This is a genomic window from Acinetobacter sp. V115_6 (assembly GCF_031799025.1).
Lineage (GTDB): Bacteria > Pseudomonadota > Gammaproteobacteria > Pseudomonadales > Moraxellaceae > Acinetobacter > Acinetobacter pittii.
The window spans coordinates 1,130,055-1,146,596 of sequence record NZ_JAVQNO010000021.1 but is presented as its reverse complement, the minus strand read 5'-3'; the positions used below and the strand labels follow the sequence as shown (position 1 = coordinate 1,146,596).

At 40.5% G+C, this 16,542-nt stretch carries 13 protein-coding genes; 1 reads left to right on the top strand and 12 read right to left on the bottom strand.

The window, feature by feature from the left end; all coding sequences use genetic code 11:
• The first annotated feature begins 142 nt into the window (after nucleotides 1-142).
• Nucleotides 143-2,632, top strand: coding sequence for a TonB-dependent receptor (locus RMA94_RS13835; RefSeq protein ID WP_311083457.1), 2,490 nt, complete (start codon nucleotides 143-145; stop codon nucleotides 2,630-2,632).
• Between the two features lie 68 nt (nucleotides 2,633-2,700).
• Here RMA94_RS13835 and mgrA read toward each other — a convergent pair whose 3' ends face one another.
• The 12 genes from mgrA to RMA94_RS13775 form a co-directional block, all read right to left on the bottom strand.
• On the bottom strand, nucleotides 2,701-3,699 hold the full coding sequence (gene mgrA, locus RMA94_RS13830; protein ID WP_311083455.1) for an L-glyceraldehyde 3-phosphate reductase: 999 nt from the start codon (nucleotides 3,697-3,699) through the stop codon (nucleotides 2,701-2,703).
• A gap of 11 nt (nucleotides 3,700-3,710) precedes the next feature.
• A complete protein-coding gene (locus RMA94_RS13825; RefSeq protein WP_311083452.1) occupies nucleotides 3,711-5,039 on the bottom strand; it encodes an LLM class flavin-dependent oxidoreductase in 1,329 nt (442 codons plus the stop codon).
• A gap of 61 nt (nucleotides 5,040-5,100) precedes the next feature.
• The gene (locus RMA94_RS13820; RefSeq protein ID WP_311084033.1) at nucleotides 5,101-7,296 is read right to left on the bottom strand and encodes a TonB-dependent receptor; all 2,196 of its coding nucleotides are present in this window, start codon (nucleotides 7,294-7,296) and stop codon (nucleotides 5,101-5,103) included.
• 128 nt (nucleotides 7,297-7,424) lie between these two features.
• A complete protein-coding gene (locus RMA94_RS13815) occupies nucleotides 7,425-8,492 on the bottom strand; it encodes an ABC transporter substrate-binding protein (RefSeq protein ID WP_311083450.1) in 1,068 nt (355 codons plus the stop codon).
• A 50-nt stretch (nucleotides 8,493-8,542) separates the two neighbouring features.
• A complete protein-coding gene (locus tag RMA94_RS13810; RefSeq protein ID WP_086223722.1) occupies nucleotides 8,543-9,451 on the bottom strand; it encodes a TauD/TfdA family dioxygenase in 909 nt (302 codons plus the stop codon).
• A 119-nt stretch (nucleotides 9,452-9,570) separates the two neighbouring features.
• A complete protein-coding gene (locus tag RMA94_RS13805; protein ID WP_068527854.1) occupies nucleotides 9,571-10,368 on the bottom strand; it encodes a Crp/Fnr family transcriptional regulator in 798 nt (265 codons plus the stop codon).
• Between the two features lie 156 nt (nucleotides 10,369-10,524).
• Nucleotides 10,525-10,932 (bottom strand): biopolymer transporter ExbD, encoded by a 408-nt coding sequence (locus RMA94_RS13800; protein WP_004925095.1) that lies wholly within the window; start codon nucleotides 10,930-10,932, stop codon nucleotides 10,525-10,527.
• Nucleotides 10,932-11,666 (bottom strand): MotA/TolQ/ExbB proton channel family protein, encoded by a 735-nt coding sequence (locus RMA94_RS13795; protein ID WP_311083445.1) that lies wholly within the window; start codon nucleotides 11,664-11,666, stop codon nucleotides 10,932-10,934. The genes RMA94_RS13800 and RMA94_RS13795 overlap by 1 nt, the downstream gene beginning before the upstream one ends.
• Before the next feature lie 36 nt (nucleotides 11,667-11,702).
• Nucleotides 11,703-12,545, bottom strand: coding sequence for an energy transducer TonB (locus tag RMA94_RS13790; RefSeq protein ID WP_311083442.1), 843 nt, complete (start codon nucleotides 12,543-12,545; stop codon nucleotides 11,703-11,705).
• A 12-nt stretch (nucleotides 12,546-12,557) separates the two neighbouring features.
• On the bottom strand, nucleotides 12,558-13,373 hold the full coding sequence (locus tag RMA94_RS13785; protein ID WP_019459188.1) for an ABC transporter ATP-binding protein: 816 nt from the start codon (nucleotides 13,371-13,373) through the stop codon (nucleotides 12,558-12,560).
• A 9-nt stretch (nucleotides 13,374-13,382) separates the two neighbouring features.
• A complete protein-coding gene (locus RMA94_RS13780) occupies nucleotides 13,383-15,008 on the bottom strand; it encodes an ABC transporter permease (protein ID WP_311083438.1) in 1,626 nt (541 codons plus the stop codon).
• A 319-nt stretch (nucleotides 15,009-15,327) separates the two neighbouring features.
• Nucleotides 15,328-16,524: an LLM class flavin-dependent oxidoreductase gene (locus tag RMA94_RS13775; protein ID WP_167563585.1), complete on the bottom strand. Its 1,197-nt coding sequence runs from the start codon at nucleotides 16,522-16,524 to the stop codon at nucleotides 15,328-15,330.
• Nucleotides 16,525-16,542: the final 18 nt, after the last annotated feature.

Below are 16,542 nucleotides of genomic sequence, written 5' to 3'. Positions count from 1 at the left end.
TGAACAATATTTTAAAAGGCCTATGTTTAAAAAATTACTATTAAATATAAAGATAAGATCATCAAAATATAAACTTAAGTTTGTACTGATAATGACAGTGTTCAATTACATAAAAATTAAAATCATCACAAAGAAAACACAAATGGAGTCATTAATGTCAGTTCAAAAGCACACCTTTCATTTCAAGAGAAAAAGATTAGTTTTAAATAAAATCACGCAAAGTCTGTTTATTTCATTTATAGGGTGTGCAGGATATTCATCTATTGTCTATGCCGAGGACACTTCCGCTACTTCAGGTACAGCGGTAACGGAAGCCAGTACGTCAAATTCAAAGTCAAACAGTAAAGCAGATGATGTCATTCAGCTTGCAGATGTTATTGTGACTACACGAAGACGTGAAGAAAAAGCACAAAATGTTCCAACACCGATTAGTATTTTAAGTGCTAAAACACTGGAAACACAAAAACTCAGCAAACTTGAAGATCTACAACAAGCCCTACCCAGCCTTAATGTTGCTTTCTTAAACCCTCGTCAATCGAGTGTAGCGGTTCGGGGTTTGGGTAATAACCCAGCCAGTGATGGTTTGGAAGCGAGTGTTGGGGTCTATCTGGACAATGTTTACTTAGGTCGCCCCGGCATGGCTGTATTTGATTTATTAGATATTGCTCAACTCGAATTATTACGCGGGCCACAAGGGACATTATTTGGTAAAAATACTACGGCGGGCTTATTAAACATTAGCTCAAAACAGCCTACCTTCGACCCAGACCATTCTGCTGAAATTTCTTTTGGCTCACGCAATTATTTGCAGGCTAAAGGAACGTTTTCAGATGCTCTATCCGAAAATGTAGCAGGCCGACTCTCATTTTATAAAACCACTCAGGATGGTTTTATTGATAACACCTATAATGGTAAAGATTATAACAATACAGATCGCGAAGGTGTCCGCGGTCAAATTCTCTGGAAACCGCAAGAGAATTTTAATTTACGTTTAATTGCAGATTACAACAAACAAGATGACGATCAAGGCGCGATGGTCATGTACTACGCTGGGCCAACGTTTAACAGTACCGTATATGGCAATAACTACAATCGTTACTTAGAAAATGCCACACAGTCAGGTGCTAAAAATCTTTATACCAACTGGAACGATAAACAGATTCATTCAGATGCCCCACAACACATGTCTGTTGAGCAAGGTGGTGGATCGGCAGAAGCCAATTGGTCGCTAGATAGCGGTAAAAAAATTACGTCGATTAGTGCATACCGCTTTTGGAACTTCACTCCAACCAATAGTGATTTTATTAGTTCAAATGCATTGACGAATGCCGGTGTTTCGGTTCGAGATAAACAGTATTCTCAAGAGCTACGCCTAACATCTGCTGGAAATCAAAAAGTGGATTGGGTAACAGGTCTATATTACTTTCAGCAACAGTTAGACAATACGACGTTCTCTTTATATGGAGATACGGCTGACGCATTCTATCTTTACAACGTTCCGAGCGTGAGAACCTTAATTGCAAATGGTCAATCGAATATTTTGAATAATCGAGATTCGTATTCATATGGAACAACTGAGACAAAAAGCTCAGCACTATTTGGTCAAAGTACATGGCATGCGACACCGAAGTTAGACATCACCACAGGTGCACGAGTCACCTATGAAGATAAATCTGCCAGTATCTATAGAACCGACCCTATTGGGGGTACTCCAGTTTCGGGTTTAAGTGCGGCAGAGCGTAATTTACTAAATGCCCAGCTTGGCGCATACGACTCAGGCGAACTGAAGCAACATGGTTTAAGTTACTCTGGCTTACTGACTGGCAGCTATCGGGTAAATCCGAGCACACTGGCCTATGCAACGTATTCACACGGCGAGAAATCAGGTGGCTTTAACCTGAGCATTGGTTCTGCACCAGCAGCGGGTGCTAACTCGTTAAAGGTTGATCCTGAAAAAGCAGATAACTATGAAATTGGATTAAAACAAAATTTTCTTAATAATACCTTACAGCTCAATAGCAATATATTCTGGATTGATGTTTCTGACTATCAAACCACAAGCTATGAACAAGTCGGTAACTCTGTCGTGAGTGTATTGGCAAATGCAGGTAAAGTACGCAGCCGAGGGATTGAACTCGATGCAACCTATCAGCCTATTCGTCGCCTTACACTTAATTTTAATGGTTCTCTTAACGATACTACTTATACAGAATACAAAAATGCCCCGGCTCCATCCAATATCAGCATTCCAACAGGCGTAAATACACAAGATCTGTCTGGAGAGCGTGTATATGGCGTACCGAAGTGGATTGCAAATTTCAATTTCCGTTATGACTTAGCTGAGCATAATAACTGGCAGCCCTATGTTTCAGGAAGTTATGCTTGGCGAGATTGGTCATATGGCTCTTTAGATAATAACCCGTACAGTGTTATTAAAGCTTATGGATTAACAAATGCGAGTCTGGGTGCACGACATCGTATTGGTGAAAATGAACTGGATGTTGCGCTATGGGTAAAAAACCTCACCAATGAAACCTATGTGACCAATACATGGAATTCTTCTAATGGTATTGTTCTCGCTAGTTTAGGTCAGCCTCGTACCATTGGTGCAACCGTGAAACTTAGCTTTTAACAAATAAAATGCTCAATCATTGCAGCATTGGCTCCTAAAAAGCCATGCTGCAAATTTTGTATAGAGTTTTATGGCGTATTTAGAATAGCGTCAATCTGAGTCAACTCATCTGCACTAAACGTCGTATTTTGCAATGCTTTTAAGTTTTCGATGATCTGCTCTGGTCGACTAGCACCGATGATTGTCGATGTAATCCGTTCATCTCGTAAAACCCATGACAATGACAATTGAGCCAATGTTTGGTCTCGACGCTTTGCTGTTTCATTTAACTGCTGTATTTGCTGTAGCTTCAATGCAACGAGATGTTCTGACTGTAAATAACGACTACCACGCCCAATACGTGAGTCTTCAGGTACACCATTCAGATATCTTCCAGCCAATAGCCCTTGAGCCAGTGGTGAGAACGTAATTACACCAAACCCCTCTTGTTTAGCAGTCTCCGTTAAACCCTGCTCAATCTGACGTTCAAAAAAATTGTAAATCGGTTGATGCAAAGTAAGTGGAACGTGATAAGCCTGAAGCAATTCTATCAACTGTAAAGTTAACTCTGGTGTATATCCAGAAGAAATCCCCACATAGAGAGCTTTACCTTGTTGCACAATATCAGCAAGTGTCTTGGCTGTTTCTTCAAGCGGTGTTTCTGAGTCATAGCGATGTGAATAAAAAATATCGACATAATCAAGCCCCAGTCGCTGTAAGCTTTGATCAAGACTAGCCATTAGGTATTTTCGGCTGCTACCACCTTGTCCATAAGGTCCAGGCCACATGTCCCAGCCTGCCTTTGTCGAAATAATGAGTTCGTCTCGATATGGCTTGAAGTCAGTTTTTAAAAAGTGCCCAATATTTTTCTCTGCACTTCCAAAGGGTGTTCCATAATTATTGGCCAGATCAAAATGATTAATTCCATGATCAAACGCCGTGTAAAGTACTGATTTTTGTTGCTGAATTGGAGTGTCATCTCCAAAGTTATGCCAGCAACCAAGTGACAATGGTGGTAATACCAAACCGCTATTTTTAATTTTTCGGTATTGAAATGTTTGATATCGTTCTGAATTTGCGAGATACATACTTTGTCCTTCTATTCGGCATCAGCCAAGAGGCCGAGGTTTTGTCTTAATGTTTGACCTTCGTATTCTTTGCGGAATAAATTGCGCTGTTGAAGGATGGGAATAACCAGATCGACAAAGTCCCTAATTCCGTTTGATATGACGGCAGGCATAATGTTAAACCCATCTGCTGCATCACTAACGAACCACTCTTCAAGCTGGTCGGCGATATATTCTGGCGTTCCAACCAAACAAAAATGCCCTCGTCCTGATGCAATACGTTGATAGAGCTGTTTAATAGTTAGACCCTGCTCTTGCCCGAGTGCCTGAATCAATTGCTGGCGACTTTGCTGCCCTGTTTGCGTCTCGGATAAATCTAAGGAAGCTAAAGGCTGATTCACATCAACATCGCTTAGGTCAAAATTGCCCAACATTCTTCCTAAAAGCCCAAGGCCAATGTCATCATCAACGAGTTCATCTAAAAGCTGTTGCTGTTTCTTAGCCTCTTCATGTGTATGAGCAACAAGCACATATACACCCGGCATGACCACTAACTCATGTTCTTGGCGATCAAAGTCTTCAAGACGTTGTTTAACATCGCTATAAAATTGCTGTGCAGCGGCTAAGTTAGATTGCGCAGTAAAAATGACATCTGCGGTACGAGCTGCCAGATTTTTGCCTCGTTCTGAACTGCCTGCCTGAACCACCACAGGGTGAGACTGTGGGCTTGGGCTAATATTGAGTGGACCTTTTACCTGAAAAATATCACCGCAATGATTGAGCGTATGTACCTTATCGGGATTAAAGAAAATCCCTGTGGCTTTATCATGAATAGCTGCATCCTCATCCCAACTATTCCAAAGTCCTTTTACGACATCGTGAAATTCTTCAGCACGTGCATAGCGGTCGTGATGTTTGACATGTTCCTTTGTGCTGAAATTTTTCGCTTCAAGTGCAAAATCCGTAGTGACGAGGTTCCAACCTGCTCGTCCAGCAGAAATCTGGTCTAAAGAAGCAAACTTTCTTGCGAGATGATATGGCTCATTATAGGTTGTCGTGGCTGTTCCAATGAGTCCAATATGACGGGTTTGAGTTGCGATTGCCGAAAGTAATGTGAGAGGTTCAATCTCGTTACCGCGAATTTTGCCTGATGTCGCAATCGCTGGATCAACAGCCAAACTATCGGCAAAAAAAATAGCATCAAATTTACCCTCTTCAGCTATTTTTGCTGCATGTAAGTAGCGCTCATAGGGGCTTAGGTTTAATTGACTCGCTGGATGTCTCCAACTGGCCAAATGATGGCCATAACTGTCTAAAAATAAATTAAGGTGAAGCTTTCTTGTAGACGAAGGATTACTCATTTTAATCAGTCCAATGGATGGGTGTACACCTCTTAAAAACGAGGCGTACTAGACATACTTTTTAGAAATTTTTACGGAATGAAATGCCAAAATAGCGTTCATCATCTCTAGGGACTTGACGAGTAATACGGCTACCATTGGTGCTCAGTAAGGTCGCATATGATTTATCCGTTATATTTCGTACATTCAATGCCAATCGCCAGTCAGAAGCAGTATCAGCTAAAGCAATGCTCGCGTTCAAAAGTCCATATGCACCCTGAATGGTGTTTTGGTTCTGGTCGAGACTGAACTGTACTTTGCTTTGCCATGCATATTGGGTTGAAAGTTCAATTTGCTTGTTATTTGCCAGAGTAAAATAGCGATCGAGCTGAGTGTTAAATTTCCAATCCGGAGAAAATGGCAGCGGCTTACCATTTACATTTGGGCACGAAGTATCGGCAGCTGGACATTTGAAGTCATCAATTCGCGCATGTGTATAGGCACCTGAAAAGTTTAATGCCCAATTTGGATTAATCTTATATACCGAATCAATTTCAGCCCCATAGGTAGAGACACTTCCTGCATTAACCAAGCGGGTTATCGGGAAACCATTTGGGTCGAGAGTTCTAAAATTTGCCTGATAGTTATCATAATCCGTGTTAAATAAAGCCACATTGACGCGCAGACGATTATTCAGCCATTGAGATTTGAGACCAAGTTCGTAAGAGTTAGCCGTTTCAGGGTCAATGACAGGCGTATCATTTTGCTGCATATTAAAATAAACGTTATATGCAGGACCTTTATAACCTCTTGAATAGGTAAAATAGCCCAATATGTTCGGTGTAAAGTCATATTGAGGTCCAATGCGGCCTGAAACTCCAGTTTCACTGGTTGATCCATCACTGCTAAATGAAGAACGAATAGCATTTCGGACACCTACACTGCTTGGAACAGTTGAAACTCGGCTGTGATCATAAGACAACTCATCTCGAGTAACACGTAAACCAGCAATCCATCTCAACCGATTTGTGAAATGAAAGGTACCTTCACCAAATGCAGCATAGTTGGTGCTGTCTGTGTTATAGATTGCCTTACCAAAATCTACGACATAGGCATTAGAGGCATTGTTGTACCAAGTTGACTCGCGTTGATAAGTCTCATCGTTTTTGTTCTTTGAAAAATATAGACCCGCGACATAATCAAAAAAACCATGATCGAGCGGTTTAATTCTAATTTCTTGAGAAAATTGCTTACTGTTAACATGCCCTAAATCGGCAATTCCGGCAAAATTTGGTGTCGGAGCAGCAAGCTGATCGCTGTCACCAATCTGTGTGTTTTTCCATTGGCGAAAGGCCGTAATGGATGACAATTGATGATTGGTTAATGTCCAGTCTGCGGTAAGCGCTACCCCCTGATTGGTATCATCAGTCGAGGCTTGAGTATTTTCAACCGTACTTCGATTGGTTGGAGATGCTACAACAGGCGATAATGCTGCTGCATAGTTGGCATCGGTATTTTTAACCACAATACCTGTCGGAGCACTTCCTTTTTTATGCAGATAATCGGCAGTAAAGCCTAAAACTAAACTATCGGTAGGCGTATATTCAAATTTGGTTCTAAACCCATAGTTTTTATAGCCATTAACATCTTGATTGGTTGTAAGGTTATCTACATTGCCATCAAAATTACCTAATAGCGCCGAGACATTGGCAGTTAATTTTTCAGGAATTAATGTACCAGATGCTCCTAGTTTAATTCGTTGTTCACTATCGCTAGTGGCATAGGCATCAATATAACCCGAGGTTTCACTGGTTGGATTTTTGGTCACAATATTAACTACACCTGCCGATGCATTTTTACCAAAAAGTGTCCCTTGAGGACCACGAAGGACTTCAATACGATCCACATCTAACAAATCGAGTGTTGCTTGCCCCGGTCGGCTGTACACAACGCCATCGATCACTGTAGAGACGGAAGGCTCAACACCCGGTGAAGTGGTAACAGTTCCAATACCGCGAACAAATAAAGAAGTATCCTTATTGGAAGCTCCAGCCCGAAAGTTAACACTCGGTACTTGTGTTACCAATGTTTCAAGTGAGTTTCGCTGTTGCTTATCGAGTTCCTTTCCACTAATAACTGAAACGGCAACGGGTACTTTTTGGAGTGATTCTTCACGGCGTGTTGCTGTCACAACAACGGTCTCTAATTGAGCCACATCCTCTGAAGAACGTGCGGTGCTTGAGACTGTTTCTGCATGAGCTTGTCCCCAAACTGACAAGATACTCAGCGAAAGCAGACTTAAATTTAAAATTTTTTGTTTAGTTACTGACGTGAACGGATCACGCCCTACATTTCTCGAATGTATCGACATTATTTACCCCATAATTAAGTTTTAAAAGACGATGCTTATTTCACTGATTTCAAATATTCGTACTGCTGAGTTGGCTTCCAGTAAGTCTTTAAATTTGATTGTTCAAGTGCTTGATTTACAAATGACGGATTAATCCAGCTTTTGACGTCAATATTTTTGCGTATCAACCCTTGTTGCGTAGCCAAAGTGATTTTTTGCTGCAATTGTTGGGTGTAATAGCCATCAAATAACGGTGAATATAAAAACTTCAGATTTACACCATTGAGTTCCTGAGCATATATAGATGCTGGATAACCCGATTGGGTAAAAAAGAGTGCGACTTGTGGTACTCGATTTTGCTCATTTGAGAGCCAATTCAGTCCTTTTACAACCTGAGTCACAACCTGTTGTGTTTCATTTGGATGTTGTCGAATAAACGATTGACGACCTAAAAACACACCTTGAGTAGATCCTGCACCATTTAACTGACGACTACTTATAGGCAAGTTAACGATGTGTTTGTCACGTAACGCAAAAAATCGAGAAGGTCCCCATGACGCATCAATTTTTTTTGCGGCCAAAGCAGCGTTGACGGCGTTAAAATCTAAATTGACCACTCGCACATCGCTGAGCTTTAAACCTTGGCTGTTCAATGCACTCACAAATGACAACTCATCTGCTGTTCCTCTTAACAAACCAACGCGTTTCCCTTTTAATTCAGCAAATTTTTTGATCGGAAGATCAGATCTTACCGCTAGATAATTGGTAATGCCGCGCGCTGTTGGAACAAGTAATTGGGTATCTAATCCATTGGCTTTACCAATGATTGGAGGTAAATCCCCTAAAAAGGCGAAATCCAGTTGATTGTTGGCCAAAGCTTCATTAATGGCTGGCCCAGCACCTTTAAAGAAATGCCATTCCACTTTGACATTGTTTTTTGCAAGTTCTTGCTCAAGCCATTTTTTGTTGTAAAGCACATCAACAACTCCACCACCCGCGTGTTTCTGACCAGCAGTCAAATCGGGAGAGCCAATTCGAATTGTTTTAAGGCTTTCAGCATAACTGGCATGTCCAAAAGACAATAAGCTCAGCAGGATCAATTTTTTAAAAATTGATGGTTTCATTATATCTTCCACATTTTTATTGATAAATCAGCGTCGTATTGCTTAGACGCTTAAGACGTAGATGGCTTAATTTGCTTACTCGCTTTGCCATCGATATCAACAGGAACATCGCCTGCCAACGTAACGCGTCGCATAATACGCAAGGCATTACCATAATCATTGACGGCTAAATGCTGAGTGGCACGGTTGTCCCAAATAGCGACATCTCCATCCTTCCACGTCCAGCGAATCGTGTTTTCTGGTTTGGTAATACGATCTTGAAAAATTTCAAACAGCTTGTTGGACTCTTTAGCAGTCAGACCTACAAAACGTTTAAAAAATTGGCCTAAAATTAAGGTTCGCTTACCTGTTTCAGGATGTACTCTGACCAATGGGTGTTCCGCCTCATAGACCGTTGAAGCAAAGATTTTTTGATGGCGTTTTACGACTTCATCACTTGCAGAAGGTCGAAAACCACCATAATCAAAATCATTGGTGTGAATCGCACGGAGCTGATTGGCAAGGAGCTTTAGCGGCTCTGGCAATTCATCATAGGCTGCTTCTGTATTTGCCCATGTGGTATCGCCCCCTCGATTGGGCGTAGTTACCGCTCTTAGAATGCTGATTTTTGGATAATTTGATACAAAGGTGACATCGGTATGCCAAACGTCTGCACGACCGTCATGACGGGAATCAAGTTCAAATATATAAGTCGAACCCTCTGCCACTGGAACAGTAGGATGAGAAATAGGTTGCCCAAGCAATTCGGCAAATTTTTCCTGTTCTTGATCTGTTAAATGTTCCTGATTACGGAAAAAAATAACTTTATGTTCAAGCAATGATTGCCTAATTTGATTCAAGACCTCAGGGTTAAGGTTTGAAGATAATTCAACACCATTAATTTGTGCACCGATACGACCTGCTAAAGGGATCACATCGATTAACTTACTCACTGGTTTTTTTATTAATAAATCTGCCATATCATCGTTCTCATCATTGATGATATGAGTTTAGAAATTACCCCCTTTAAATTCTGCAACAAAAATTACATAGCATTTCTGCATTTATGAAAAATTATTCATAATTCGTCATAATCTCTTTAGTGCAGTAAGGCTTTTAATTTGTCGATGTCTTTTACAGAGATATGATTGTATTTTGTTTCTATAATGCCTTCTTCAACAAACCACTGAATTTCCTTTCTGATACTTTGTCTCGATATTTTTAAAAGTTCAGCTAAATTTTCTTGTGAGAGTTTTAATAAAACCTCAATACCTTTTTGAGTTTGGGTCGAAAAAAATTCGATTAAATAGATGAGCTGTCGTGCAATTTGTACCTTTAAAGGTTGCGTAGATGTGTGATAGATATCATTGTCTAAAAGCCGTGTTCTCTGACATACCAATTTTAAAACCTGATATAGCATGCGTGAATTGTGCTGTATGGTGTGCTTAAAGATATGTTCAGGAATGGTTGCTACCACAGTTGCTTCATGTGCAACATATTCATGCTCTAAGGCAGATTCAGAAATAAGATAGACAATATTTAATAGTGCGCCTGTAGGAATAAAACGATGAATAAGATATTTCCCATCGTATGAATTCCAACCTAATTTGAGTACACCACTTAAAACAATGATCAGTTCACGACAGTCTTGATTTCTCGAATATAGCACTTGCCCTTGATAAAGATGCTTTATCTTAATTTCATTAAATAATTTCTGCTTTTCTTCAAGTGAACACGCGTCCATGAATTCACATTCTGACAGCATTTGTTCAGCCAGTTTTTTATATTCAAAGGTAATGTTGAAATCTTGATAACGATTGATATGAGTTTGATCTAATAAATCTAAAAAATGATCATAGTTATTTCTTCTTTTATCGTTATAAACAAGTGTTGTCATTCGCCATCTCACCATCAAATTGAAGCTCTAAAATAGACCATACAACCTAATCGTGAAATTCAAGTTTAATATAAATTTAGATTAAACAATTATATAAAAATCAAGATCTCAAATTTGGATCTTGATTTTCTTTCGTCTTGTTTATTTGGATAGAACTTAAGACTTAGGCGATGTAATAACTGATAGTTTATCAACGCCTACCCGTTCTATGCTGGCCAGTAACTTGGCAACCGTACCATAAGGAACCGTCTCATCCGCATTCAGGTTCAGAGCCAGTTTAGGATTGGCCGCCTTACGCGTTTGAATGGCCTGTTCAAAGTGTTCAAGAGTAACTTTATCTTTATCCAGATAAATTTCCCCTTTTGGATTAACACTAATGACTACTGCCTTGGTCTGATCTGTCACCTGTGTTGGTGCAGCTTTGGGTAAGTTTACCTTAACAGTATTGGTTAGTAAGGGCGCCGTGACGATAAATACAATCAGAAGAACTAACATCACGTCCACTAAAGGAGTAATGTTGATCTCGCTAACGACATCATCTTGTTCTGATGTTGAAATTGCCATTATGCATATACCTTTTCTTTATTGTGGGTATGGCTTAACTCGCTGGCTGGAATGCTCGTATTTGTTGTTTTTGTCTTGACAGTCTTAAGCTGGAAACCTGATTTTTGGTTTAGGCTGACAAAATCAGTCGCAAAGTCATCTAGTTCTGCACCAATAGTTTTTACTTTACGCACAAAATAGTTATATGCCAGTACCGCTGGAACAGCCACTGCAATCCCGATGCCTGTTGCAACTAGTGCTTCACCAATCGGCCCTGCAACGACATCCATACTGGCATTACCCGAATGTGCAATGGCCTGTAAAGCATGGATAATCCCAAAGACTGTACCAAATAGCCCAATGAAAGGTGCATTATTACCAATTGATGCGAGCAAGGCAGAGCCTTTTTCTAGCTGGCGACGTTCTGACAAAATTTGTTTGCGTAAATGGCGCTCGAGTAAATCTTGACGACTCCAGCTATGTTGTAAATCTTGATGAGTATCATCGTCTGCATCGGCAAGTGTTTTAAAACCAGTATTTGCAATGCGTGCCACTGGTCCTTGCCCTACTTCCGATTTTTGAATCGCATCTTGCAGATTTTTAGCACTCCAGAATTCTTCTGCAAAGGCTTTACTTTGGCGGTTGGCTTTTTGGGTTTGAACCAGTTTAATGACAATCAAACCCCACGTCACAATCGAAAAAGCAACCAATAACCAGATAGTCCCATCGTGGATCAGGGAGTTTATATCACTCATTTTGAAATTCCTTATAGATCAATATTAAGTTAAAAATTATTTTGGGAGCTGATAGTGAATAGGAACATCGACCCAACCTTCGACTGGTGTCTTCCCTTTTAAAGCCGGTGAGAACTTCCATTGTTTTACGGTTCTCACTGCTGCACTATCGAGTATTTTTTTTCCACTGCTCTGTTTGACTGTCACGCTATCAGGACTGCCATTTGGCAAGACTTTTACCCTCAAGATGACTGAACCTTCCCAACCTCGATCGAGAGCCTGTTCAGGATATTCAGGCGCTGGATTACTCAAATAACCTGCATAGCCTTTTGCTTCTGTAACTGGCAAATTGTCATCAACAGCTTTCGCAGGTGCTTCAGCGGGTTTTGAAACGGGTTGTTGAACAGGAGCCGACACCAGGTTTTTACTTAAGGGTTCCGCTACAAGCCTTGGTTGCTCTACTGCCTTATGCTGTTCAACAGGTTTAGGCTGCTCAACGTGTTTCTGTACTGGTTTTGGTGTCTCTATTTGCTTTTGTAAAGGCTCAGGCTTTGGGCTAACAGGCGGTATCTTTGGCTTTTGCACCACTGGAGGGATTTTAGGTTCAATCACCTTAGGTGGTTCAGGCAGTTTGACAATCTCTATCACCACAGGATCAGGTGTTTTGACATCAAGCTGAGGTGTAGGAAGTTGTTTGGCGATATACCAGATTCCCAAATGTGCCGCAGCAACCGCCACAATCGCAATTGCCAAAGCATTCTTTTTTGGTTCAGCAGTATCATTTTCAACATCTACGTTATGGCTAAAAGGATCATTAACCGTCGTTGTATGGGTGACCTGATTGGATAATTGCTCAAATAAAAATGCTTTTCTAATCGAGCCTTGACTAAATTCACTCATCAATAACTCCTATTAACCAATTTTGTCTTCGGTCAAAATCCGAAAAATCTGTTCTTTTAATTGATGTAATTCAAAACTTGAACGATTTCGAGGACGCGGCAAGTTGACGGGAATTATCTGTTCAACACGACCAGGTTTGGGTTTTAAAATCACTACACGATCTGCCAGAGTTACGGCCTCTTCCACATCATGTGTAATAAAAACAGTGGTCATTTTTTGTTGAGATTGAATGCGAAGTAATTCATTTTGCATTTGATGCCGTGTTAATGCGTCCAAGGCACCAAACGGTTCGTCTAACAGAAAAATACGTGGTTGCACCACAAGACTACGAGCAATAGCTACACGTTGAGACATCCCACCAGATAGTTGGTGTGGGTAGGCCTTTTCAAAGCCATTTAAACCAATCAATTCAATTGCTTTCTGAACCAGAATATCTTTATCGCGCGCAGTTAACGCCTCATTTAATAAACCCAGCTCAATGTTTTGCTCAACGGTAAGCCAAGGAAATAAGCGATGTTCTTGAAAAACTACTGCTCGATCGCCACCAATCCCGCTTACATCGGCACCATCAATTAAAATTCGACCATCAAAATCTTGATCAAGTCCAGCCAAAAGACGTAAGAGCGTAGATTTACCGCAACCACTGCTACCTACAATCGCAATAAACTCGCCTTCTTTAATTTCTAGATTAAAGTCGTGAATGACTTTGACAGGTTGTTGATTGACGACAAAAGACTTATGAACATGGTGAAATGCCACACGTGTTTGAGCATTAGATTGAAAAGATTGGTGATGTTTTTCAGTATTTGTATTAAGGGTAATTGTCATGGTCTGACCTCAATTTTTTCGCCAAGATGTTGCGTAGTTTTCAGTTATTTTTCCCAGCCATGCCAGAAGCGCCCCTAAACCAGCGACCAAAACGGTTGCTGCTATTACACGGTCCATTTCAAAGTTTTGCTGTGCAGCCATCATGTAGCTACCTATGCCAATTCCAGAGCCCATCAAGTATTCAGCTCCAAAAGATGCCATCCACGAATAGAGCAAGGCCAATCGAAATCCAGCAAACATTGAGGGTGCAATGCTCGGTAAAATCAAAATTGTTAAGCGCTGAACCAATGTCATTCTTAAAGTGCTTGAGACTTCAACAAGCTGCATTGGAATACTCGACATGCCTTTCCATGTCGCAATAAACATCGGAAAAAATGTTGCTATTGAAATGAAAACAATTTTTGATAAATCTTCGAGCCCAAACCAAGCTGTCAGTAGCGGAATCCAAGCAAAAATGGCGATTAGACGTAATGTGTTGAGTGTAGGTGCCAACAGATTTTCAATAGGTTTAAATAACCCCACCACAATTCCTACTGAAGCCCCAATTAACCCGCCGATAATCAAACCCAAAATTGCACGATAAAGGCTGTAATACATGGCGGTAGTGAGTGAGAAATCTTGAATACCTGACCACAGTGCTTCTAATACTTTCCACGGCGTGGGAAAGATTTGACTCGAAATCAAGTTAAACCAACTGCTGATTGCCCAAAGCACCACTAAACTCAAAGGTAAAACCCACGATTTGAAAATATCTGTTCTGCTTTTTTTGTGAAAAGTATGAGCACTTAAAGCAGCATGTGGCCAGAATACAAACTTACGTTCAATTCGATGTAGGATAAAATCGAAAATAATTCCTACAGATGCGATCACAAAAATCGTGACAAAGACAATATCAAGCTGAAATAGCTGACGACCTGTCACCATCAAATATCCAATGCCTTCCGATGAAGCCAATAACTCAACAGCAATTAAGCTCGTCCAACCTGCTGCAACAGCAAGTCTTAAACCCGTAAAGAAATATGGAAGTGTGGCTGGCAGTACAAGTTTTGTGAGCAAGGTTAGCCGATTAAACTGTAAGATTGCTGCCATTTCTTTGAGTTTGGGTTGAATGTCACGTACCCCTGCCTGAGTATGTAAGGCAATCGGCACCATCGTAGCCTTAAAAATGATGAAAATTTTTAAACTATTTTCGATGCCGAGCCAGATCATGAGCAAAGGTAACCAAGCCAATGTTGGAATAATGACCAATGCATAAAACGTTGCAGAAAGGTATTTTTCCGCAATGCGGCTATAACCCAGTAAAACACCTAGAAATACGCCGCCTAATACACCTGACAATAAGCCAAGACCAAAGCGCTCAAGACTGATCGCAAGCTGTGACCATAGATCTTGCGATGCGATTTCAACGAAAGAATGCCATGTGTCTTTTGGGGTAGGTAAAATTTGGGCAGGCATCCATTGCTCATTTGATGCTACCCACCATAGTAAGAATAAACAAAGAGGTACAATCCAATAGATCGCAAGCGAGTTAAAATACCCAACAGAAATGAACCATGGTTTCTTGGTACTTTTCCAGACAATGCTGGATGAATTTTTTTGCGAAATTATTTCTTTCATATCTCGATATATATCCATACATTCTGCTGTTATAGATCTCTCAGAATGTTTAACTAAACGTATACCTGATGATCATTTATCCGTGTCATGCAGATCTAATATGAGACGTGTTGTGATCAACTTTGGTTTTATGCTCTGGATAAGTGTAAAGAGAGATGTTTTGTTTAACTGTCTAAACAGGTACAAAGATCAGAAAATATTTATATTTATAAATAAGAGATAAAGATAAGAATTCTTGTATAGACCTTTCATAAAAGATGAAACGTATATAAAGAACAAAAAATTAAAAAAGCCCAACTAGCTTACTAATCAGGCTTATGTAAAGAACATTTAAACTTTAAAGCGCAATATCAAATTCTGGGCTAGCTACCGTAGGCTGTAATCGAGCACGTTGCTTTTTAAAGTGTGGAAGAACGTGTTCACCAAGACGGTATGACTCTTCAAGATGTGGATAGCCAGCAAGAAAGAATAACTCTATGCCAATGCTATTGTATTCTTCAATACGCTCAATAATCTGTTGGTAGCTCCCTACCAAAGCAACACCGGGTGGCACACCAATATATCCAAATCCAGACCAAACATTTGGATGGATGAAAAAGTCGCTAACATTTTTACTGCCATCTTTTTCGGCATACTCTTTTTCGAAGCTTAATACGCGCGCTGAACGTAAACCCGCATGGGCTGCTGCCGCGTGTAAACGTTGCTTTTCAGCAGCTTCATCAAGAAAGCGCTGTGCCTCTGCCAAAGCTTCTTGTTCAGTACGGCGAGCAATGGTATCGATTGATAGACCAAATTTTATATTTTCACGACCATACTTTTTTGCACGAGCACGTACGTCTGTAATCAATGCGGCAATTTCTTCTGGTTTTTCAGCTCGCATTAAATAATAGTCGGCATGTTTTGCTCCAAACTCGCGAGCAGCTTCAGAAGAACCAGCCGTGCAAATAATTGGAAGGCTTGCTTTATTCAGTGGATATTTTAGACCACCGCCTTCTGCCGAATAGTACTTTCCTTTATAGTGAAATGAAGGATTATTCCAATATCCTTTTACAACATCAAGAAACTCTGTAGCACGTGCATAACGCTCATCGTGAGGTAAGTCATCGCCGACCTGACGTTGGATGACTTCCGAGCCGCCATTAATAATATTCCAAACCAGTCGATTGCCCGTTGCACGCTGATAAGTTGCCGCAGTTTGTACAGCATTATATGGACTAAAATGATAGGCCTGAAATGCAGTCACAAAGTTAAGTTTTTTGGTTTCTCTTGCCAGCAATGAACATACTGTCCAAGGCTCTTCACCCGTTGGTGCGTTTACCATGAGTGCACCAGCAAAACCATTAATTTCTGCTGCCCGTGCTACCTGACTTAAGTAATCAATATAGGTAAAGTCATCACCTACTTCATAGTTCGAAACAGCTCCGGTATTTTCAACATTTTCAATATTGGCCCAATCACCGCGATTACGTGGATCACCAGGTAAAAATTCTGTTTCGCCATGAAGTGGTAAACGTGTAAAAAATTCAATTCCCATTATTTTCTCCGTAAAGCA